Raw genomic sequence first — 19,949 nt, forward strand, 5'->3', positions numbered from 1 at the left:
CCGGGCCGCCGCCAGAAGCGGCCATGCCCGCTTCTTGCGTCGGCCCGGCAACTGGCGCGCGCGGCGCCGACCGCAGCCACGCGCGCTCTCCCTTTAGTCGGATCGCGTCGCTCCGCGGGACGGAGCAACGCTTGGTGAAATTAACGGCGCAGCCCAAGGCGCTGCACCAGCTCCTGATAACGCGGATCGTCGGTGCGCTTCAGATAATCGAGCAGGCGGCGGCGCTGGCCAACCATGACCAGCAGACCGCGGCGGGAGTGGAAGTCCTTTTCATGGGACTGCAGATGGTCGGTCAGGTTCTTGATTCGCTCGCTCAAGACCGCGACCTGAACCTCCGGCGAACCGGTATCGCCCTCTTTGCGGGCGTATTCCTTCATGAGCGACTGTTTGCGCTCGGCCGTAATCGACATCGTGGCTGTTCCTTTCGTCTAAAGATGCAACACGCGCACGGGGCGCAGATCGCCAGCTTCCAAGCGGGCCAACGCCACCGGCTTTCCGCCGGCCATGGCGCAGACCAAATCGCCGCTACGGATCGCGCCCAACCGTTCGCGGTCGCTCGCGCGGAGCAAACCGATGGACTGGCCAGAACGCAGGCGAAGCGCCTCGGCGTCGGTCAAGGGAAGGGCCGGGATGTCGTCCAGCGCCGTCTCGACCGGTAACAGGTGCCCTGAGGCGGGCGGAATATGCCCCAGGGCTTTCAGCGATTCCAGAGAAATCGCCTGGGATTCCGTGAAGGGACCGACCGCAATTCGCCGCAGGGCGGAGACATGGGCAACGGTTCCCAAGGCCAGGCCTAAGTCTCTGGCAAGACTACGCATATAGGCGCCTTTGCCGCTCACGACCTCGAATTCCGCATGGTCGGCGTCGGGTTGAGAGACCAGGCTCAAGCGCTCGATCCAGATGAGGCGCGCCGCGAGATCGACCGCTTCCCCGGCGCGCGCCAGGTCGTAGGCCCGCTCGCCCTCGACCTTGATCGCGGAGAAGGCGGGGGGAACCTGGCTGATTTCGCCCTGGAAGCGGGGCAGGACGGCTTCGATTTCGGAAGTGCTCGGCCTTCGGTCGCTGCGGGCCGTGATCGGCCCTTCGGCATCGTCGGTCGACCGCGCCTCGCCCCAGCGGGCGGTGAAACGATAGACCTTCCGCCCGTCCATCACATAGGAGACGGTCTTGGTCGCCTCGCCCAGCGCGATCGGCAGAAGCCCGGTCGCCAGCGGATCGAGCGTGCCGCCATGGCCGGCCTTGTTCGCGTCGAAGAGACGGCGGACCGCGGCCACGGCCTGCGTCGAGGTCATGCCCAAGGGCTTGTCCAAAATGACCCAGCCATTGATCGGCTGGCCCTTGCGCCGGCGCGCCATCCGCTAGCGCTCCCCGCCCCGGTCTTCCTGATCCCGGTCGTCCCCACCTTCATCGCCCGGGCCCTGGTCGTCGTCTTTCGCCTCGCCCAGGTCGCGCGCGATCTCGGGGCTATGGAGGAGCTGGTCCAGGCGCTGGGCGCGGTCGAAGGATTTGTCGGGGTGGAAGCGGATCTGCGGCGCGAAACGCAGCTTGAGCGCATGGGCGATCTCGCCGCGCAGGAAAGGGGCGGCGCGATTGAGCGCGTCCGCCAGCGCCTCGGGATCGCCGCCGCCGAAGGGGACCACGAAGGCGCTCGCATTCTTCAGATCGGGACTGACCTTGACCTCGGTCACGGTGATCCGCAGATCGGCCAGCTCCGGATCATGCAGCCGCCCCTCGACGAAGAGCTCCGCCAGCACATGCCGGATCTCCTCGCCAACGCGCAGCTGGCGCTGGCTCGGGCCCGAGCCAGCGCGTGATTTTCGACGTGCCTTCACCTGGAAAGCCCTCGGATCGTTCCGTTCGTTCGAAGCAGAGCGGGTGACGCCGCGCCGGCCTTTAGGCCAGCGTGCGCGTCACCGACTCGATCTCGAAGCACTCGATCTGATCGCCGACCTGGATGTTGTCGTAATTCTCGAAAGCCATGCCGCACTCGAAGCCTTCCTTGACCTCGCGCACCTCGTCCTTGAAGCGCTTCAGCGTCTTCAGGCTGCCCTCGTGAATGACGACGTTGTCGCGCAGCAGGCGCACCTTGGCGCCGCGCTTGACCGTCCCTTCGGTGACCATGCAGCCGGCGACCTTGCCGACCTTGGTGATATTGAAGACCTCGCGGATCGTGGCGTAGCCGAGGAAGTTCTCACGCATCGTCGGCGAGAGCAGGCCCGACAGGGCCGCCTTCACATCGTCCACCACGTTGTAGATGATCGAGTAGTAGCGGATCTCGATCTTGTCGCGCTTGGCCATCTCGCGCGCCTGCGGATTGGCGCGGACGTTGAAGCCGACGATCATCGCGTTCGAGGCCCGGGCCAGTGTCACGTCGGACTCGTTGATGCCGCCGACCGCGGTATGCAGCACGCGCACCGCCACTTCCTTGGTGTTCAAGCCCTGCAGCGACGCATTGATCGCCTCGATCGAGCCCTGGACGTCGCCCTTGACGATGATCGGCAGTTCCCGGGCCTCGCCCTCGGCGATCTTGGTGAAGATGTCCTGGGCCGAACCGCGCACGCGGGTGGCCGCTTCCTTGTCGCGCTGCACGCGCTGGCGATATTCGCTGACCTGACGCGCCTTGGTCTCGTTCTCGACCACCGCGAAGGTGTCGCCGGCCAAGGGCGCGCCCTGGAGGCCCAGAATTTCCGCCGGCATCGACGGGCCGGCCTCGTTCATCACGTCGCCGCGGTCGTTGAGAAGGGCGCGGACGCGGCCCCATTCGCCGCCCGCCACCAGAATGTCGCCGACGCGAAGCGTGCCGCGCTGCACCAGCAGCGTCGCCACGACGCCGCGGCCGCGCTCGAGCTTGGCCTCGATGACGGCACCCGCCGCCGCGCGATCCGGATTGGCCTTGAGCTCCAGGATCTCGGCCTGCAGCAGGATCGCCTCTTCGAGCTTGTCGAGGCCCTGTTTGGTCTTGGCCGAGACTTCGACGGTCTGGATCTCGCCGCCCAGATCTTCCACCACCAGCTCGTGCTTCAGCAGCTCCTGGCGCACCCGGGTCGGGTTGGCGTCGGGCTTGTCCATCTTGTTGATGGCGACGATGATCGGAACCTGCGCGGCCTTGGCGTGATGGATCGCCTCGACCGTCTGCTCCATGATGCCGTCATCGGCCGCCACGACCAGCACGACGATGTCGGTGACGTTGGCGCCGCGCGCGCGCATCTCGGTGAAGGCGGCGTGGCCCGGCGTATCGATGAAGGTGATCTTCTGCCCGTTGCCGCGGGTCACCTGATAGGCGCCGATATGCTGGGTGATGCCGCCGGCCTCATGCGCCGCCACATCGGTCTGGCGCAAAGCGTCCAACAGCGAGGTCTTGCCGTGGTCGACATGGCCCATGACAGTCACGACCGGCCAGCGCGGGACCATATGCTCGGCCTCGTCGGCCAGGCCCTCGACGCCGATCTCGACGTCGGCCGCCGATACGCGGCGAACGCGGTGACCGAACTCGGCGGCGACCAGCTCGGCCGTGTCGGCATCGAGCGTCTGGTTGATGGTCGCCATGATGCCCATCTTCATCAGAGACTTGATGACATCGGCACCGCGCTCGGCCATGCGGTTGGCCAATTCCTGCACGGTGATCGTCTCGGGAATGACCACGTCGCGTAATACCTTTGTTGAATCGCCAGCCGCCATCGCCAGGCGGCGTTCCTTCTCGCGGGCACGACGGACGGCGGCCAGGCTGCGCACGCGCTCGCCTGCATCCTCATCCAGCGCTTGCGAGATCGTGATCTTGCCGGTGCGACGGCGCGGCTCGTCGCGACGCGCCACGGGCGCCGGCTTCGGCACCGCATGACGCACGGGCCCGCCGGGACGCCGCGCCCGGTCGGTTTCATCGTCTTCGGTCGCAGGCACAGCCGCGACCGCGGGCTTCGCGGTCAGGCGATGCGGCTTGGCCTCGCCATCGCGCGCAGGCGCGGGCTCCGGGGCCGGTTTGGCCTTGACCGGCGCCGGGGTCACTTCCGCCACGACGGCCGGCGCCGTATCCGCCTCGGTCTTGACGGGCTTGGGCCGGGCCGCTTCCTCGGCCGCGAGCCGCGCATCTTCCTCGGCGCGCTGGCGCGCCGCTTCCGTCTCGATCTGACGGCGCAACTCGTCATCGCGCTTGGCCTCGCCCAGCACTTTCAGCCGAACCGCGCGCTCGCTCTCAGTCAGGTGATGCATGACCGGGGGCGGCGCTTCCACCACCGCCGGCGCATGGACATGGGCCGGGGTGTCGGCGGGTGCCACGAGCTCGGGCTCGGTCGTGATCTCGGTGACCTTGTCGCCATTGCCGCGCGCATAGGTGCGCTTGCGCTTCACCTCGACCGCGACGGTCTTGGTCCGGCCATGGGGGAAGCTCTGTCGAACCTGACCGGCGTCGACCGTCTTCTTCAGCTCGAGCTTGGGACGGCTCAGCTTCAGCGGCTTTTTGCTGGCATCGATGTCGTTGCTACTGGTCATCGCGATAATCCGATCGGTCTTCAGTTGTTATGTCCGGCAATCAAGGCTTTGAGCCGTGCGGCATCCGTCACGAGCGCACGGGCGAGGCCGCCCTCGCTCAGAGCGGCATGAACGACATGCTCGCGGCCGAGGGCCGAGGCGAGTTCAGCGGCGGTAAAGAGGTCGATCACGGCAATGCGCGGCTTTTCGGCCGTCGGCGCCGGAGTCTTGCTTATATGGGGTGCCCCGGCCTTCGCCGCGAGACGGCGCTTGCCATCGGCAGCCCCATCGCACGCTTCGAGCAGCACCGCCACCTGGCCCCGCTCGAGCCAGGAATCGACCTTCTCATAACCCGCCACGGCCTGACCCGCACGGCGGGCGAGGCCGATCAATTCAAGGCAACGACGGCTCAGCAAGTGGACAACCTCGTCGGCCAGTCCCGGCGACGCCCGCAACGGCGCCTTGGCGGCCTTGGCGAACAGGTTCTTCTCCACCGCCAGCTCGAGCGCCGCCCGATCGGCCGAGACCCAGAGGCCCCGGCCCGGCAATTTGCCGGCGAGATCGGGCACCACATCCTTGTCGGGACCGGCCACGAAACGCAGCAGCGCCTCCTTGGGCCTGATCTCGCGCGTGGCGATGCAGCGGCGCAGCGGGCCATCGGGGGCCGGCTCGTCCGCCGCCACCGCGTCGGCCTCGTCCACGGCCGTGGCCGCACCGGTCGGGCTCATCGCCCCCCGGCTCGGATCATCGGCTGCGTTCTTGGCCGTCATACCCATGCCACCCTGCATTCGTTCGGTTCCGTCGTCCTCGTTCTCGTATCCGTTCCTGCGCGCCCGGTCTTGGTTCAGGCCTTGGCCTGGTCGCCCTCGAACCAATGGGCGCGTGCCGTCATGATCATGGCCTCGGCATCGGCCCGGCTCAGATCATGGCTGCGCAGAATGCCGTCCTTCTTGTCGACCAGCTCGTCGGTCGCGAGATCGGCCAGATCGTTCAGCGTCTTGACGCCGGCCTCGCCGAGCGTGACCAGCATGCCGGGGGTCAGGCCCTCGACCGAGGCCAGATCCTCGGCGACGCCCAGCTCACGGCGGCGCAGGCTGAGCTTCTCGTTCTGCTGCTCGAGCCAGGCTTGCGCCCGCTGGCGCAGCTCCTCGGCCACCTCCTCGTCGAAACCTTCGATCGCGGCCAGATCCTCGACCGGGATGAAAGCGACGTCCTCGACCGTGGTGAAGCCTTCGGTCACCAGCAGATGCGCGATCACGTCGTCGACATCGAGCGAATCGATGAACATCTGCGAGCGGGAGCGGAACTCCTCGCTGCGGCGCTCGGATTCCTCGGCCTCGGTCAGGATGTCGATATCCCAGCCGGTGAGCTGCGAGGCGAGGCGCACATTCTGGCCGCGCCGCCCGATCGCGAGCGAAAGCTGATCGTCGGGAACCACCACCTCGATGCGATGGGTCTCTTCATCGAGCACGACCTTGGCGACTTCGGCCGGGGCCAGCGCGTTCACCACGAAGGTCGCCGGATCCTGCGACCAGGGAATGATGTCGATCTTCTCGCCCTGGAGCTCGCCGACCACCGCCTGGACGCGGCTGCCGCGCATGCCGACGCAGGCGCCGACCGGATCGATCGAGCTGTCGTTCGAGATGACGGCGATCTTGGCGCGGCTGCCGGGGTCCCGGGCGACGGCCTTGATCTCGATGATGTTGTCGTAGATTTCCGGCACTTCCTGGGCGAACAGCTTGGCCATGAAGGTCGGATGGGTGCGCGACAGGAAGATCTGGGGGCCGCGCGGCTCTTCGCGCACATCCAGCACCAGCGCACGGACGCGGTCGCCGACGCGGAACGCCTCGCGCGGCAGCAGCTCGTCGCGGCGCAGCAGCGCCTCGGCACGGGACAGATCGACCGTGACATTGCCGAACTCGACGCGCTTGACCAGACCGTTGACGATCTCGCCCTTGCGGTTCTTGAATTCCTCGAACTGACGCTTGCGCTCGGCTTCGCGCACCTTCTGCACGATCACCTGCTTGGCGGTCTGCGCGGCGATGCGGCCGAAATCGATCGGCGGAAGCTCTTCGACCAGGAAATCGCCGAGCTTCTTGTCGGGATAGGAGCGCAGCGCGTCGGACAGCGGGATCTGCGTCGCCTCGTTGACCACCGGATCGGCGATCTCGCGGAATCGCATCAGGCGGATCTCGCCGCTCTTGCGGTCGATCAGAGCGCGGATGTCGTGCTCATGACCGTATTTGGAGCGGCCGGCCTTCTGGATCGCCTGCTCCATCGCTTCCAGCACTTCATCGCGCTCGATGCCCTTCTCGCGCGCGACGGCTTCCGCCACCTGCAGAAGCTCAAGCCTGGGAATGGCAATTGTGGGTTCCATGTCAACCTCGGGATCTAACGATTCGCGTTGTTTGTGGCTGCCGCGATCAACTCGTCGGTCAGCACCAGTTTGGCTTTGGTTATCTCAGTCATCGGCAGGTGGGCCTCCCCGCCTTCGTCCAGCGCCACCACGACCTCCTCGCCGGCACGGCCGACGAGACGTCCCTGGAAGCGCTTGCGCCCTTCGATCGGCCGGCGCGTCTCGATCTTCGCGAGATGGCCGGCGAACCGCTCGAAATCCTTGGGCCGGGTCAGCGGCCGGTCGATGCCGGGCGAGCTGACCTCGAGCTCATAGGCGGTCGGCAACGGATCCTCGACATCCAGCAAGGCCGAGATCGCGCGACTGGAGTCGGCGCAGTCATCGACCGTCATCTCGCGGCCATCGATCCGCTCGATCATGATCTGCAGGATCGGCCGATGCCCGCCCGACAGATGGACGCGGACGATCTCATAGCCCATCGCGGCAAGCGAAGGCTCGATCATCTGCTCGATCTGGTGTGTCTCGACCATTCAGGGCTCAACTGTCAAAGGATCCGGGCCGCGCCAAAACGCGCCCAAACCGCGGGTAACAAAAAAGGCGGGCATTCGGCCCACCTTTTTTCTTGGTCCCGTATGTTCGGAACAATGATGGCCGGGAATATAGTGGCTTTCTTTCCCCGCGCAAGAGACTTTTTGCCGGTTTTTCGCGGGTTTGGCGCGTTTCGGCAGCGCTTTTCCGGGCTGCGGCGCGGGGACACGCCGACAAAAAAATATTTCTCGCGGATTCCCGCGATCAGCGCCGCCGGAAGCGGAAATAGGCGGGTTTGCGTCCCTCGCGCAAGGCCTTGGCCTCATAGCGTGTGCCCGGCCAGTCGGCCGGGCGCCGGCGCCAATCCTCCGGGCCGGTCGCAAGCCAGAGAAAAGCCGGATGATCGAGGGTCTCCGCCAGCATCCAGCGGATCTGGGTGGGATCGTCGCTGGCCATCCGCAATTCCCCGCCCGGTCGCATCAGCCGCGCCAGCCGGTCGAGATTGGGCCGGCCGACGAACCGGCGCCCGGCATGGCGCGTCTTGGGCCAGGGATCGGGAAAGAGGATGAAGGCCCGGCTCAGCGACCCATCGGGCAGCCGGTCCATCAACATGCGGGCGTCGTCGGGAAAGAAGCGAAGATTGCGGAGGCCGCGCTCGACCGCATGACCCACCGCCCGGGCGATGCCGTTCTCGAAGACCTCACAGCCAATGATCGAGACTTGCGGGTTGTTCTCGGCCTGCCAGGCGAGATGCTCGCCCGAGCCGAAGCCGACCTCGAGCCAGAGCTCGCGGCCCGGCCCGAACAACGCCTCGGGATCGAGACGGGATCCGTCGGGCGGCAGCTCGATCCTCAGGCCCGGCAGGGTCTCCTGCATGAGGCGCTGCTGACCCGACCGCAGCTTCCGGCCTTTGCGGCGGCCGTGAAAATGCAGCCGTTCGCCGGTCTCGTCGTCGCCGACGGTGCGATCGTCATGGCCGTCGCCGGCCTTTGCGGCCGGGCGTCTCGGCATGGCGCTTAGTGCAGCTCGCTCTTGAGGGCCGACACCAGATCGAGGCGTTCCCAGGAGAAGCCGCCATCGGGATCGGGCGCGCGGCCGAAATGGCCATAGGCCGCGGTGCGCGCATAGATCGGACGGTTGAGCCCCAGATGCTCGCGGATCGCGCGCGGACGCAGATCCACCATCTCGGGCAGCCGCTTCGCCAGCTTGTCTTCTTCCACCCGGCCGGTGCCGTGCGTGTCCACATAGAAGGAGAGCGGCTTCGAGACGCCGATCGCGTAGGAGATCTGGATGGTGCAGCGCTCGGCCAGGCCCGCCGCCACGACATTCTTCGCCAGATAGCGCGCGGCATAGGCCGCCGAGCGATCGACCTTGGTCGGATCCTTGCCGGAGAAGGCGCCGCCGCCATGAGGGGCGGCACCGCCGTAAGTGTCGACGATGATCTTGCGGCCGGTGAGGCCGGCATCGCCGTCCGGGCCGCCGATGACGAAGCGGCCGGTCGGGTTCACATAGAATTCTGACTCAGGGCACATCCAGCCCTTGGGCAGGACGTTGAGGACATGGGGGCGCACGATCTCGCGCACCTGCTCCTGCGACAGCTTCTCGGAATGCTGGGTCGAGACCACCACCGAGGTGGCGCGCACCGGCTTGCCGTTCTCATAGAGCAGCGTGACCTGGCTCTTGGCGTCGGGCCCGAGGCCGGGTTCGGCGCCGGAATGGCGCGCCTCGGCCAGCGAGCGGAGAATATTGTGCGAGTAGAAGATCGGCGCCGGCATCAGATGCTCGGTCTCGTTGCAGGCGAAGCCGAACATGATGCCCTGGTCGCCGGCTCCCTCGTCCTTGTTGCCGAGCGCGTCGACGCCCTGGGCGATGTCGGCCGACTGCCCGTGAACCAGGATCTCGACCTTGGCGTGCTTCCAATGGAAGCCGTCCTGCTCATAGCCGATATCCCGAATGGCCTGGCGCGCCACATCTTCCATCAGCTTCGGCGTGATCGAAGCCGGACCCCGGGTCTCGCCCGCGAGCACCACATGATTGGTGGTGCATAGCGTCTCGACCGCGACCCGCGCCTGGGGCTCCGCCGTCAGGAAGGTATCGACGATCGCATCGGAGATGCGGTCGCAGACCTTGTCCGGATGGCCTTCGGCCACGGATTCGCTGGTAAAGAGATAGGACCCCTTGGACACGGGCGCTCCTCATAAGGACAGTGGCGCATGAATGATCGATAAGGCGCGGACATCGGCTCCGCGTCGCTGCCAGCCGCCGACTCTGGACAGACCCCTGGATTCGGGCGCCGGATGATGTTTCAAGCGCCGCGGACCGGTCAAGCCAAATTGACCGGCCTGTACCATAAGGGGAGCTTAAGCTCAGGGGGCCGCCAGGGCGCGAAAGCGAAACGGCCCGGCGCCCGTCGGTCACGCCCGAATCGCGCAAAACAGCCGCTGGGCGCAGAAGCCCCCTGCCTGACGGCCTGCCTCTACGGCCTGGTCGCGCCCTTGAAAGGCAGCCGCGACCATTTGTCCCCGCCTCAAGCTTGGAGGCGAGACAAGGTCGCGGGCTGTGGCGATCAGACCGGAGAGCGGATCAGGAAGCCCGGCGCTTGCGGACCGTCCGGCCCAAGGCCTTGGTCAACTCGAACACGCGCTTGCGAACCGCCGGATCGGCGATGCGGTAATAAGCGCGGACCAGTTCCAGGGTCTCGCGTTTCGCCAGCGGATCGGGCTCGAAGGGTTCGGGCTTCGGTTCCGCCAGGCCACGCAGACGGGACGGCGACTTGGACGCCGTGCCGGCCGACATGTCCTCGAAGAAATAGCTGACCGGCACGTCGAGTACGCGGGCCAGATCGAACAACCGACTCGAGCCGACACGGTTCGCGCCGCGCTCATATTTCTGGACCTGCTGGAAGGTCAGACCGATCGCTTCCCCGAGTTTTTCCTGACTCATGCCGAGCAGCGTGCGGCGTTGCCGAATACGCGCGCCGACATGAACGTCGATGGGATTGGGGAAGCCTTGACTAGCCATCCTTCCGGAGGATTTCCGGCCGCGGGGCATACGAGTTCATCCTTTCAAGGTTCGACCGTCCGTCGCTCAGGACCTCGGTCCACACTCTCTAGTAGGTCATACGCCCTTATGCAGTCAACACGCGATGCGTTCAATGCCCCGCTGCGATCGGGTGCGGCAACTGCAAAAAGGTAAGACCGGCCTCAATGGCGGAGCGGTCAGGTTTTACGCCTATGACAAACTAGTGCGAGGAGCGCGGCGATCAACCCCAAAGCGAGGACATTCCAGTCGCCCCCGCGCGCATAAGGTGTAGGAGTTAATGGCTGTGGCAGGACACCGTCGATGACGCCGATTTCGCCGAGGCCCAACTCCTTGATGACACGCCCGTAAGAATCGACGATGCCGGAGATACCGGTATTGGCGGCGCGCACCAGCGGCAGTCCCTCTTCGACGGCGCGCAAGCGCGCGCTCGCGAAATGCTGATGGGGTCCGCTGGTGATGCCGAACCAGCCGTCATTGGTGAGGTTGACGATCCAATCAGGTCTGTCGGCCTCATTCACAATGGCGTGGGGGAAAATCACCTCGTAACAGATCACCGGTCCCACCGCCGGTATGCCGGGCAAATGAATCGTTGTGGGACCGACACCGGCGGTGAAATCCATGCCGCCCGGCGTGACCTTGGAAATAAAGGGAAACAGCCGGCGCAACGGCACATATTCGCCGAGCGGCACCAGATGGAACTTGTCGAACGTCGCGCGAATCATGCCGTGCTCGTCGAGCACGACGAGGCTGTTCCAGACTTGATCGAGCGGACCAGTTTGAGGTTCGCCGCGCGGCGAACCGGTGACGAGATACCCCCCCGGTGGTACGACTCCCGCTAATGCGCTGCGTAACCCCGGCTCGCGATCGATCAGGAATGGCACTGCCGCTTCGGGCCACAGCACGAGCCGCGCCGCTTCCCCGCCCGGCGTTCCTCGCGTCATCTCAATTTGTCGTAGTACATTCTTGTAGGCAGCATCGCTGTCGTTCTTGAGCGTCTGCGGAATGGCCGCTTGGACGATTCGCAAATACAGCCCATCGCTCGGCGGCGGCGCTGCCATCGACAGCCGGATCGTGCCGCCGATCCAGATCGCCGCCAGCAATGTAACTCCCGCTGCCGCGGCTAGGACCACAGTCCGAGGGTTTTTCGCGGGGCGCGCGAGTAGCGCCGGCAGGCCCAGCCCAACAATTGTCACAAGGGAGAGGCCCCAGACCCCGGCCAGCGCAGCGAACTGGTTCATGCCGTCCGAGAAGGCCCAGACATAGCCGGCGAGGTTCCAGGGAAACCCTGAGAACAGCCAGCTCCGCACCCATTCGAAGAACAGCCAGGCGACGGCGAGCGCCAGCACCCCGGCGACACCCCGGAGCTTCAGCCGGCGCACCGTGGCCGCGGACAGGCCGACGAAGAACGCCATCAAGGCTGACAGGCCGCCGACGATGAAGGGAATCATCCAGCCGAACTTCAGCGGATCGACCAGGAGCGCGCTCGCGATCCAGTAGAGACCCGCGAGGAAATAGCCGAACGCCACCCACCAACCGGCCGCGAAAGCCGCGCGGCTCGTTGGGGCGCGCTCGATGCCCCAGACAATGGCCCAGAGCCCGAGACAGAAGGCCGGCACGACATGCACCGGCGGCAAAGCGAGCGCCCCCAGGGCGCCCAGGAAGGTCAGGACCAGATAACGGCGCCAGCCCGTCAGGCCTGCCAGTCGCGCATCGAGGCGCCCCAGCATCGGCCAGGGTGCCGCCATCGTGCCGTCGGTCATGGAGGGGATTCGTTCGACCGCGCGGGCGGCCGCCTTATTCTTGGCCATCCGTGGAGGGCTTGGGCAGGTTGTGGATCTTGAGCCGCTTGATGCGGCGCGGATCGGCATCCAGCACTTCGAAGGCGATTCCGCTGGCCGGATGGGTGATGAGCTCGCCGCGGCTGGGCACGCGGCCCGCGAGCGCGAAGACGAGCCCCGCCAGCGTGTCTACATCTTCCTCGCGCTCTTCGGCGGAGAGGACGGGCCCGACCATGGTCTCGAATTCCTCGATGGTCGCGCGCGCATCGGCGATCAGGGTCCCGTCGGGGCGCTGGATCAGCTTCGGTCCCTCGGCGACGTCATGCTCGTCCTCGATCTCGCCGACGATCTCTTCGACCACGTCCTCGATCGTCACCAGCCCGTCGATGCCGCCGAACTCGTCGACCACCAGCGCCATATGGATGCGCTTGAGGCGCATCTCGAGAAGGAGATCGAGCGCCCGCATCGAGGGTGCCGTGAACAGCACCTCGCGCTTGATCTGCATCAGGTCGTATTTGCGTTCGCCCGCGATGCAGGCCAGCACGTCGCGGATATGGACCATGCCGACCGCGTCGTCGAGCGTCTCGCGGAAGATCGGCAGGCGCGAATGGCCCTCGCGCACCATCAGCTTGACCAGATCCTCGAGGCTGATGTCGGCCGGGGCCGCGACCACGTCGGCGCGCGGCACCATGATGTCGACGCAGGTGAGGTCGCGCAGCTTGAGGATGTTGAGCAGCAGGCTGCTCTCGTCGCCATGGGCGGGCTCGGCCTCGGTGTCGCCTTCGCTCTCCTCGATCAGCTCCTCGATCGCGCCGCGCAGGTCGGTCTCGGTCTTGCGGTGGCGGCGGCGCCAGCGCAGCCAATTGCGGATGACGCGAAATCCGGAGGATTCGTCGGTCTCTGCCGGATCGCGGCTGGTCGTACTGGAGGCGGGATCGCTCATCTCGGCGCCACCTTCTCAGCGTCGCCGGGCCGCGGCCGGCCGCACCCGATAGGGATCGGGGATGCCGAGGCCGGCGAGCACCTTGCGTTCGAGCGTCTCCATCCGCCGCGCGTCGGCGGCATGTTCGTGGTCGTAGCCCAGAAGATGGAGGACCCCATGCACGATCAGGTGACTCAGATGGTGCGCTGCCGGCTTGCCTTCGGCGACCGCCTCCGCGAGCAGCGTTTCGCGCGCGATCGCCACGTCGCCCAGAAAGCGTCCGCTTTGGGCGGGCACCCCGGGTGACGCGACATAGGGAAAAGATAGCACATTCGTGGGCTTGTCGCGCCCCCGGTAATCCCGGTTGAGGCGCTGCAGCAGGGCGTCGTCGCCCAGCGCCAGGGCCAGTTCGGCGCGCGGACCCGGCGGCAGGGCCGCTGCCAGGGCGGCATGAGCGGCCTGGCGGGCCAGCGCATCGATACCCGGTGCCACCTTCCGCCAGGCCGGATCCAGTTTCTCGATCGCGATCCGCGCTGCCGCTGGCCGTGCCGGCGTTCGCCGGGCCCCCCTTGCGGGTGCGGATTTGGATTTCGCCGATCCGGCGCGCGGCCGGCGCGGCGCCGATTTGGCCGCTCGCGTCATGGACGTTACCGGCGCGGCGTGTCGCGGCCGGTCCCGTCCGGGGCGGCACCGTCACGGGCTCGCTGCTCGCGCTCGCGCGCCTCGTAGGCACGGACCACGCGTCCGACCAGCGGATGGCGGACCACGTCCGCCTCGGTGAAGCGAACCATGCTCACGCCCTCGACGCCGTCGAGCGTCTCGACCGCATCGGCCAGGCCGCAGCGCTGGCCTGTGGGAAGATCGATCTGCGAGAGATCGCCCGTGACCGCCATGCGGCTGCCCTCGCCCAGGCGGGTGAGGAACATCTTCATCTGCACCGGCGTGGTGTTCTGCGCCTCGTCGAGGATGACGAAGCTGTTGGAGAGGGTGCGGCCGCGCATGAAGGCCAGCGGCGCCACCTCGATCTCGCCGTTGGAGAGCCGGCGCATGACCTGCTCGGTCGGCATCATGTCGTAGAGCGCGTCATAGAGCGGACGGAGATAGGGATCGACCTTCTCGCGCAGATCGCCGGGCAGGAATCCCAGCCGCTCGCCCGCCTCGACCGCGGGACGCGACAGGACGATGCGGTCGATCGAGCCCTTGGTCAGCATCGCCACCGCGACCGCGACCGCCAGATAGGTCTTGCCGGTGCCGGCCGGCCCCAGGCCGAAGACGAGATCGCGATCGCGCAGCGCCTTGAGATATTCGGTTTGCATCGGCGAGCGCGGCGTGATGTGGCGGCGCTGCGTGCGCACCGCCGTGCCATCCGGTCCCATGCGCTCGAACAGGCTGGGCTCGCCCGCCTGTTCTTCCGCGCGCACCAGCCGCACCGCGGCGTCGACTTCGGCCATGTCCACCGGCAGCCCGCGCTTCAGCCGCTGATAGAGACCGATCAACGCGGTGCGGGCATGGGCAACGGCGTCCGCAGGTCCGGAGATGGCGAGACGATTGCCGCGCGAGACCAGCGACACGCTCAGTCCCTGCTCGATACGGACCAGATGCTGGTCATGCTCGCCGAAGAGCGAAGGCAGCAATCGGTTGTCGTCGAATTCGAGATGGATGGGTGGGTTGACCGTGGCTTGGGGCAAGGATTTCACGCCGAGAGCCGTTCGCGCGCGCCGGCATGCCCAGAGGCGAGGCGGCCGGCGAGCGAATTGGGGAAGAGAGCCAGGATGTCGACCGGCAGGATCTGGCCGATCGACGCCTCGGGCGCCTCGAGATGCACGGATTGCAGATAGGGACTGCGGCCGATCAGCTGGCCCTCATGACGACCGAGCTTTTCCAGCAGCACCGGCAGGCGCCGGCCGATCATGGTGGTGTTGAAGGCCTGCTGCTGCTCGCGCAACAGCGCCTGCAATTGGTCGAGCCGCTGATTGCGGACCTGTTCGGGAACCTGATCGGGCAGGGTCGCGGCCGGCGTGCCGGGCCGCGCGCTGTATTTGAAGGTATAGGCCATGACGAACCCGACTTCTCGAATCAGCGCCAGCGTCGCCTCGAAATCGGCCTCGGTCTCGCCCGGAAAACCGACGATGAAATCGGAGGAGAGGGCGAGATCGGGGCGCGCGCTACGCAAGCGCCCGACGATGCGGAGAAAATCCGCCGTCCGGTGCTGACGGTTCATCGCGGCCAGGATGCGGTCGGAACCCGACTGTACCGGCAGATGCAGGAAGGGCATGAGCTGCGGCAGATCGCGATGCGCCTCGATCAGCTCGTCATCCATGTCGTGCGGATGCGAGGTGGTGTAGCGGATGCGCTCCAACCCCTCGATCTCCGCCAGGTGACGCGCCAGCCGTCCCAGACCCCATTCGCCGGCGGTGCCGGCCTTACCGATGAAACGCGAGGGCGCGCGACCGTGATAGGCGTTGACGTTCTGGCCGAGCAGCGTGATCTCGCGCACGCCGCCCGCGACCCGCCGGCGCGCTTCGGCCGCGACCTCCTCGACCGGACGCGACATCTCGGCGCCGCGCGTGTAGGGCACCACGCAGAAGGTGCAGAACTTGTCGCAACCCTCCTGTACGGTCAGGAAAGCGGTGACGCCGCTGGCCGCATGGGTTTCCGGCAGGTGATCGAATTTGGATTCGACCGGAAACTCGGTATCGACGATGCCGCGGCGTGAGGGATCGGCGGCGCGCTTCGCGCGGGCGATCAGTTCGGGCAGGCGGTGATAGGTCTGGGGTCCCAGCACGATGTCGACATAGGGCGCGCGGCGGACGATCTCGCTACCTTCGGCCTGCGCGACGCAGCCGGCGACCGCGATGATCATCTCCTGCCCGGCCGCCTCGCGATCGCGCTTGGCGTGCCTGAGGCGGCCCAGCTCCGAGAACACCTTCTCGGAGGCCTTCTCGCGGATATGGCAGGTGTTGAGGATGACCATATCGGCGGTCTCGACCTGGCCGGTCGGTTCGTAGCCGAGAGGCGCCAGCACGTCCGCCATGCGGGCGGAATCGTACTCATTCATCTGGCAGCCATAGGTCTTGATGTAGAGCTTCTTCGCCAATGTTCACGTCGCTGGCGGAAAGGAGGCCGCAGGCGGGAGGACCGGTCCGGCCCCGCGTCGGCACCGCTCGATCCGCGTCGCGTCACCCTCGCTTATTCCCATATGACGCCACTCTATCACGAGGGAACGCCGGAAGGTAACTGCTGGGCGATCGGCATCGGCATCGCGCCATGGGTCGCAGGCGTGGCGGCCGGCAAGGCTTGCGGGCGCCCGGAGAGCGCCGCCGCCACGCCGCTCGCCACCTCGCGGAAGCAATGGTCTGTCAGCGCCTTGCGCGAGCCGAAGGATTCGATCGTGACGGTTGGATGAAATTCGACCACCACTTCGATGTCACCGAGCCCGAGGAACCGCCCCAGATGCGGGGCCAGGTCCATATCGCCATACCAGGCCACCAGCGGGCGCAGGCCGATCCCGAGCGGCACGCCATTGAGGCGGGTATAGGCGACCGAGACCGGTTGCAGCGTCAGCGGTGTCTGGCCGGGCCCCACCCGACGCTCGGCCACCGACAGCAGCGCCGAGCGGAACGGCTTCACCGTGGTGCCATCGTCCGAGGTGCCTTCGGGGAACAGGATCAAATTCTCGGCGTCATCGATCCGCTTCTGCATCTCGTCGCGCTGGAGATGCGTGTTCTGGCGCTGTCGGTCGACGAAGACGGAACGCTGCAGCTTGGCCAGCGTGCCGAAGAAGGGCCAGCCGGCGATCTCGGCCTTGGCGACGAAGGAGGCGGGCACCAGCGAGCCCAGCACCATGATGTCGAGATAGGAGCTGTGGTTGGCAATGAACAGGGTCGGATGGGCACGCGAGCGGTGGCCGCGAATGGTGACATGCATGCCCATGATGCGGCAGCAGATGCGGTGATAGATAACCGGCAGGCGCTGCGCCAGCGACCAGCCGATCGCAATCGCGAAGGCCTGGATCGGGATCAGGATCAGGGTGCAGAGGATGTAGGGAATCGCCCGGAAGATCGCCCGATAGGTCGAGCCCAGCACCAGTTCGGGCGGCGGATCTTCGGGCGGCAGCAGCTTCAGGCGCGGCGGACGCGGCAAAGTCATCAAGCGGGCCCGGTCGGCGTGCGCGAGGCGGCGTCCTCGCGCGTGTAATGCTTGAAGTATTTGTCGGTGACCCAGTCGGTCTTCACGATGACGCAGACATCGGTGGTGTTGAACTGGGTGTCGACCACAGCCCCATCGCCGACGAAACCGCCGAGCCGCAGATAGCCCTTGATCAGCGGCGGCAAGGCCAGCAGCGCCGCCTTCAGATCGATCGCGTCCCGCGGCATCAACTGCATATCGACATAGCGCGAGGACAGAGCGCGTGGACGCAACGCCTCCGGCGCCAAATGATTGTAATAGAGATAGGAGAGCGGCAGGGCATGCGCCGCCGGATCGATGCCGGGCAGGGAAGCGCAGCCGAACATCAGCGTCACGTCGTGATACATCACATAGTCGGCAATGCCGCGCCACAGCAGCTGCATCGCCGCGCGCGAGCGATGCTCGGCATCGATGCAGGAGCGGCCCAGTTCCAGCACCTCGCCCGGATGGGCGACCAGGGGCGCGATGTCATATTCGTCGACCGAATAGAAACGGCCGCGATCGGCCGCGCGCGAGCGGCGCAGCAGCCGGTAGGTGCCGACCACGCCGGCCGCCCCTTCGCCGACGCGCCGGTCGATCACCAGCAGATGATCGCAGAAGGGATCGAAGCTGTCGAAATCCCGGCCCGCCGCCGCCATCTCCGGCGTCGGCTCGGCCGACATCTCGCGATAGAAGACTTGATAGCGCAGACGCTGGGCCGCCTCGATCTCGGCTTCGTTCTCGGCCAGCCTCAGCTCAAGATCGCCCGCCCGGATATCGACCGGCTTGCCCGTCTTGGTCAGGCCCGAGGTCGCAGGTTTCGGGCGGTTCGGCAGCACCCGGTCGGCCGTCGGCGGTACCGGCCTTCCACTCATTCCTTGCGCTCTTTTCCGCCGACCAGCGGCACGCCATAGAGCTCGAGCCGGTGCCCGATCAGGCGATAGCCCAGCTTCTCCGCCACGGCATGCTGCAGCTTCTCGATCTCTTCATTGTTGAACTCGATGACGCGGCCGGACTGCACATCGATCAGATGATCGTGATGATGCTCCGGTACCTCCTCATAGCGGGCGCGCCCGTCGCGGAAATCATGCCGGTCGAGAATGCTGGCTTCTTCGAACAGCTTCACCGTTCGATAGACGGTCGAGATCGAGATGCGGGGGTCGATCGCGGTCGCCCGGCGATAGACCTGCTCCACGTCGGGATGGTCCTGGGCGTCCGAGAGGACGCGCGCGATGACCCGGCGCTGATCGGTCATCTTCAGGCCGCGGTCGTTGCACAGTTTTTCGATTCGAGAAATCATCGTTTCTCAGCCTACCTCGGGAGCCCGGCTCGCGAAAGTATAGTGGCAAGCGTGGCGCCCGCCTACCCTGGGAAACGCCGCCGCTCGCCGGCAAGCCAATGAAATGTCAGGACTATAAGACGCGAACCCGCGTCTTTAGCGCCGGCGCCGCGCCTTGGTGCCGAGGCCGATCTGCTTGGCCAGCTTGCTGCGCTGCTTGGCATAGTTGGGGGCGACCATCGGATAGTCGGGCGGCAGGCCCCAGCGCTCGCGATATTCCTGTGGCGTCATGTTGTAGGCGGTCCGCAGATGCCGCTTGAGCATCTTCAGCTTCTTCCCGTCCTCCAGGCAGACGATGTAGTCGGGGGACACCGACTTCTTCACCGGCACCGCGGGTTCCGGCCGCTCGCTCGGGATTTCCGCCTCGCCCACCGTGGAGAGCGCGCGATAGATGTCCCGAATGAGATTCGGCAGTTCTGCAGCCGGCACTGAATTATTGGACAGGTGCGCCGAGACGATATCGGCGACGAGCGGCAGCAGATCCTGGTTTTTCGCGGTGTCGGCCATGGTTCCGTCGTTCCGGGTTGTTTGAAGGCCGCGCAAGCATAGGGCCGGAGCTTCCTCGGTCAAGATTAAAACGCCAATATTCGGCCAAGTCTTGTGGGGTCTTTCCGGAGACTATTGTTCGCTCTACTGAGCGGCGATTCCCGATACTGGCGGATCAGTCCGGTTCTTGTGTCGGCCAGTTCTTATGTCAAATCGACGCAAAGGGCAGCGCCGCCAGGGGCAAGGACAGGATCAGGGCCGCCACGCGCACGCCGGCCCCCCGCGCGTAATAGTCGGGGCGGCGGCCGACCCTGACGAAACCGGCATGCGCATAAAGTGCCTGGGCCGCCATATTGTCATCGGCCACCTCGAGGAAAAGCCGCTCCGCCCCTTCCGCGGCAGCCCGGCTGGCCGTTTCATCGAGCAGCAGCCGCGCGAGACCCCGCCGCCGCGCCCCGGGGACGACGCCCAGGGTCAGGATCTCGGCCTCGCCCGCGGCTTCCCGCGCGATGACAAGGCCCGCCGGCGCATCATCGACGAAACCCACCAACCCGAACGCCTCCGGCATCGCCAGCAGCGTCGCGATCGACTCGCGATTCCAGGGCTGATCCCAGGCCTGGGCGAAGGCTTCGGCATGGAGCAGCGCCAGCGCATCGAGATCGAAGGCGACGGTCGGCCTGACCGAAAGATTGGGCGAGCCGGTCGTCATGACGGCGCCGGGCCGGCCGGAAGACCGCCCGGCAGTTTGACGTCCGGCGCGCGCAGATAAAAAGGATCGGGCATCAGGAGGGGACCTTCGGGCGCGGCGCCGCCGCAGGCCAAAAGCCGTGCCACCAGGCCGGCAAACAAGGCCGCCTCGATCAGGCC

General features: G+C 66.5%; 20 protein-coding genes. All 20 read right to left on the minus strand.

The window, feature by feature from the left end:
* Positions 1-140 precede the first annotated feature (140 nt).
* Complete coding sequence (gene rpsO / locus ACREE8_RS14400) at positions 141-410, minus strand: 30S ribosomal protein S15 (protein WP_151180060.1); 270 nt, start codon at positions 408-410, stop codon at positions 141-143.
* Between the two features lie 18 nt (positions 411-428).
* On the minus strand, positions 429-1,355 hold the full coding sequence (truB, locus tag ACREE8_RS14405; protein ID WP_431573703.1) for a tRNA pseudouridine(55) synthase TruB: 927 nt from the start codon (positions 1,353-1,355) through the stop codon (positions 429-431).
* A 3-nt stretch (positions 1,356-1,358) separates the two neighbouring features.
* Positions 1,359-1,832 carry a 30S ribosome-binding factor RbfA gene (gene rbfA / locus ACREE8_RS14410; protein WP_431573704.1) on the minus strand — a complete coding sequence of 158 codons (474 nt, stop codon included), beginning with the start codon at positions 1,830-1,832 and terminating at the stop codon, positions 1,359-1,361.
* Positions 1,833-1,893: 61 nt separating this feature from the next.
* Positions 1,894-4,485: a translation initiation factor IF-2 gene (gene infB / locus ACREE8_RS14415; RefSeq protein ID WP_431573705.1), complete on the minus strand. Its 2,592-nt coding sequence runs from the start codon at positions 4,483-4,485 to the stop codon at positions 1,894-1,896.
* Between the two features lie 20 nt (positions 4,486-4,505).
* Positions 4,506-5,240: an RNA-binding protein gene (locus ACREE8_RS14420; protein WP_431573706.1), complete on the minus strand. Its 735-nt coding sequence runs from the start codon at positions 5,238-5,240 to the stop codon at positions 4,506-4,508.
* Between the two features lie 68 nt (positions 5,241-5,308).
* Positions 5,309-6,841, minus strand: a complete 1,533-nt coding sequence (nusA, locus tag ACREE8_RS14425; RefSeq protein WP_431573707.1) for a transcription termination factor NusA — start codon at positions 6,839-6,841, stop codon at positions 5,309-5,311.
* Between the two features lie 14 nt (positions 6,842-6,855).
* Entirely contained in the window at positions 6,856-7,350 is a 495-nt protein-coding gene (gene rimP / locus ACREE8_RS14430) for a ribosome maturation factor RimP (protein WP_431573708.1), read from the minus strand.
* 262 nt (positions 7,351-7,612) lie between these two features.
* Entirely contained in the window at positions 7,613-8,359 is a 747-nt protein-coding gene (trmB, locus tag ACREE8_RS14435; protein WP_431573709.1) for a tRNA (guanine(46)-N(7))-methyltransferase TrmB, read from the minus strand.
* A gap of 5 nt (positions 8,360-8,364) precedes the next feature.
* The gene (gene metK, locus ACREE8_RS14440) at positions 8,365-9,534 is read right to left on the minus strand and encodes a methionine adenosyltransferase (RefSeq protein ID WP_431573710.1); all 1,170 of its coding nucleotides are present in this window, start codon (positions 9,532-9,534) and stop codon (positions 8,365-8,367) included.
* Positions 9,535-9,931: 397 nt separating this feature from the next.
* Positions 9,932-10,399 (minus strand): helix-turn-helix domain-containing protein, encoded by a 468-nt coding sequence (locus tag ACREE8_RS14445; protein ID WP_151180052.1) that lies wholly within the window; start codon positions 10,397-10,399, stop codon positions 9,932-9,934.
* Between the two features lie 167 nt (positions 10,400-10,566).
* A complete protein-coding gene (gene lnt, locus ACREE8_RS14450; RefSeq protein WP_431573711.1) occupies positions 10,567-12,150 on the minus strand; it encodes an apolipoprotein N-acyltransferase in 1,584 nt (527 codons plus the stop codon).
* A 34-nt stretch (positions 12,151-12,184) separates the two neighbouring features.
* On the minus strand, positions 12,185-13,111 hold the full coding sequence (locus ACREE8_RS14455) for a hemolysin family protein (protein ID WP_431573712.1): 927 nt from the start codon (positions 13,109-13,111) through the stop codon (positions 12,185-12,187).
* A 15-nt stretch (positions 13,112-13,126) separates the two neighbouring features.
* The gene (ybeY, locus tag ACREE8_RS14460; protein WP_431573713.1) at positions 13,127-13,732 is read right to left on the minus strand and encodes an rRNA maturation RNase YbeY; all 606 of its coding nucleotides are present in this window, start codon (positions 13,730-13,732) and stop codon (positions 13,127-13,129) included.
* A gap of 5 nt (positions 13,733-13,737) precedes the next feature.
* The gene (locus ACREE8_RS14465) at positions 13,738-14,787 is read right to left on the minus strand and encodes a PhoH family protein (protein ID WP_431573714.1); all 1,050 of its coding nucleotides are present in this window, start codon (positions 14,785-14,787) and stop codon (positions 13,738-13,740) included.
* On the minus strand, positions 14,784-16,187 hold the full coding sequence (gene miaB, locus ACREE8_RS14470) for a tRNA (N6-isopentenyl adenosine(37)-C2)-methylthiotransferase MiaB (protein WP_431573715.1): 1,404 nt from the start codon (positions 16,185-16,187) through the stop codon (positions 14,784-14,786). Before miaB ends, ACREE8_RS14465 begins: the two co-directional genes overlap by 4 nt.
* A 116-nt stretch (positions 16,188-16,303) precedes the next feature.
* Positions 16,304-17,239, minus strand: coding sequence for a lysophospholipid acyltransferase family protein (locus ACREE8_RS14475; protein ID WP_431573716.1), 936 nt, complete (start codon positions 17,237-17,239; stop codon positions 16,304-16,306).
* Positions 17,239-18,132 carry a GNAT family N-acetyltransferase gene (locus ACREE8_RS14480; RefSeq protein WP_431573717.1) on the minus strand — a complete coding sequence of 298 codons (894 nt, stop codon included), beginning with the start codon at positions 18,130-18,132 and terminating at the stop codon, positions 17,239-17,241. The genes ACREE8_RS14475 and ACREE8_RS14480 overlap by 1 nt, the downstream gene beginning before the upstream one ends.
* Positions 18,129-18,557, minus strand: coding sequence for a Fur family transcriptional regulator (locus ACREE8_RS14485; RefSeq protein ID WP_151180045.1), 429 nt, complete (start codon positions 18,555-18,557; stop codon positions 18,129-18,131). The genes ACREE8_RS14480 and ACREE8_RS14485 overlap by 4 nt, the downstream gene beginning before the upstream one ends.
* Positions 18,558-18,692: 135 nt before the next feature.
* On the minus strand, positions 18,693-19,103 hold the full coding sequence (locus ACREE8_RS14490) for a MucR family transcriptional regulator (protein ID WP_431573718.1): 411 nt from the start codon (positions 19,101-19,103) through the stop codon (positions 18,693-18,695).
* A 187-nt stretch (positions 19,104-19,290) separates the two neighbouring features.
* On the minus strand, positions 19,291-19,791 hold the full coding sequence (locus tag ACREE8_RS14495) for a GNAT family N-acetyltransferase (RefSeq protein ID WP_431573719.1): 501 nt from the start codon (positions 19,789-19,791) through the stop codon (positions 19,291-19,293).
* Between the last annotated feature and the right edge of the window lie 158 nt (positions 19,792-19,949).

Source organism: Hypericibacter sp. (genome assembly GCF_050729195.1).
GTDB lineage: Bacteria > Pseudomonadota > Alphaproteobacteria > Dongiales > Dongiaceae > Hypericibacter.

What these genes read in the sequence shown, in the direction of transcription:
- rpsO (WP_151180060.1), bottom strand. Translation starts at nt 410, where the DNA reads ATGTCGATTACGGCCGAGCGCAAACAGTCGCTCATGAAGGAATACGCC.
- truB (WP_431573703.1), bottom strand. Translation starts at nt 1,355, where the DNA reads ATGGCGCGCCGGCGCAAGGGCCAGCCGATCAATGGCTGGGTCATTTTG.
- infB (WP_431573705.1), bottom strand. Translation starts at nt 4,485, where the DNA reads ATGACCAGTAGCAACGACATCGATGCCAGCAAAAAGCCGCTGAAGCTG.
- ACREE8_RS14420 (WP_431573706.1), bottom strand. Translation starts at nt 5,240, where the DNA reads ATGGGTATGACGGCCAAGAACGCAGCCGATGATCCGAGCCGGGGGGCG.
- nusA (WP_431573707.1), bottom strand. Translation starts at nt 6,841, where the DNA reads ATGGAACCCACAATTGCCATTCCCAGGCTTGAGCTTCTGCAGGTGGCG.
- rimP (WP_431573708.1), bottom strand. Translation starts at nt 7,350, where the DNA reads ATGGTCGAGACACACCAGATCGAGCAGATGATCGAGCCTTCGCTTGCC.
- trmB (WP_431573709.1), bottom strand. Translation starts at nt 8,359, where the DNA reads ATGCCGAGACGCCCGGCCGCAAAGGCCGGCGACGGCCATGACGATCGC.
- ACREE8_RS14445 (WP_151180052.1), bottom strand. Translation starts at nt 10,399, where the DNA reads ATGCCCCGCGGCCGGAAATCCTCCGGAAGGATGGCTAGTCAAGGCTTC.
- lnt (WP_431573711.1), bottom strand. Translation starts at nt 12,150, where the DNA reads ATGACCGACGGCACGATGGCGGCACCCTGGCCGATGCTGGGGCGCCTC.
- ACREE8_RS14455 (WP_431573712.1), bottom strand. Translation starts at nt 13,111, where the DNA reads ATGAGCGATCCCGCCTCCAGTACGACCAGCCGCGATCCGGCAGAGACC.
- ybeY (WP_431573713.1), bottom strand. Translation starts at nt 13,732, where the DNA reads ATGACGCGAGCGGCCAAATCGGCGCCGCGCCGGCCGCGCGCCGGATCG.
- ACREE8_RS14475 (WP_431573716.1), bottom strand. Translation starts at nt 17,239, where the DNA reads ATGACTTTGCCGCGTCCGCCGCGCCTGAAGCTGCTGCCGCCCGAAGAT.
- ACREE8_RS14480 (WP_431573717.1), bottom strand. Translation starts at nt 18,132, where the DNA reads ATGAGTGGAAGGCCGGTACCGCCGACGGCCGACCGGGTGCTGCCGAAC.
- ACREE8_RS14485 (WP_151180045.1), bottom strand. Translation starts at nt 18,557, where the DNA reads ATGATTTCTCGAATCGAAAAACTGTGCAACGACCGCGGCCTGAAGATG.
- ACREE8_RS14490 (WP_431573718.1), bottom strand. Translation starts at nt 19,103, where the DNA reads ATGGCCGACACCGCGAAAAACCAGGATCTGCTGCCGCTCGTCGCCGAT.
- ACREE8_RS14495 (WP_431573719.1), bottom strand. Translation starts at nt 19,791, where the DNA reads ATGACGACCGGCTCGCCCAATCTTTCGGTCAGGCCGACCGTCGCCTTC.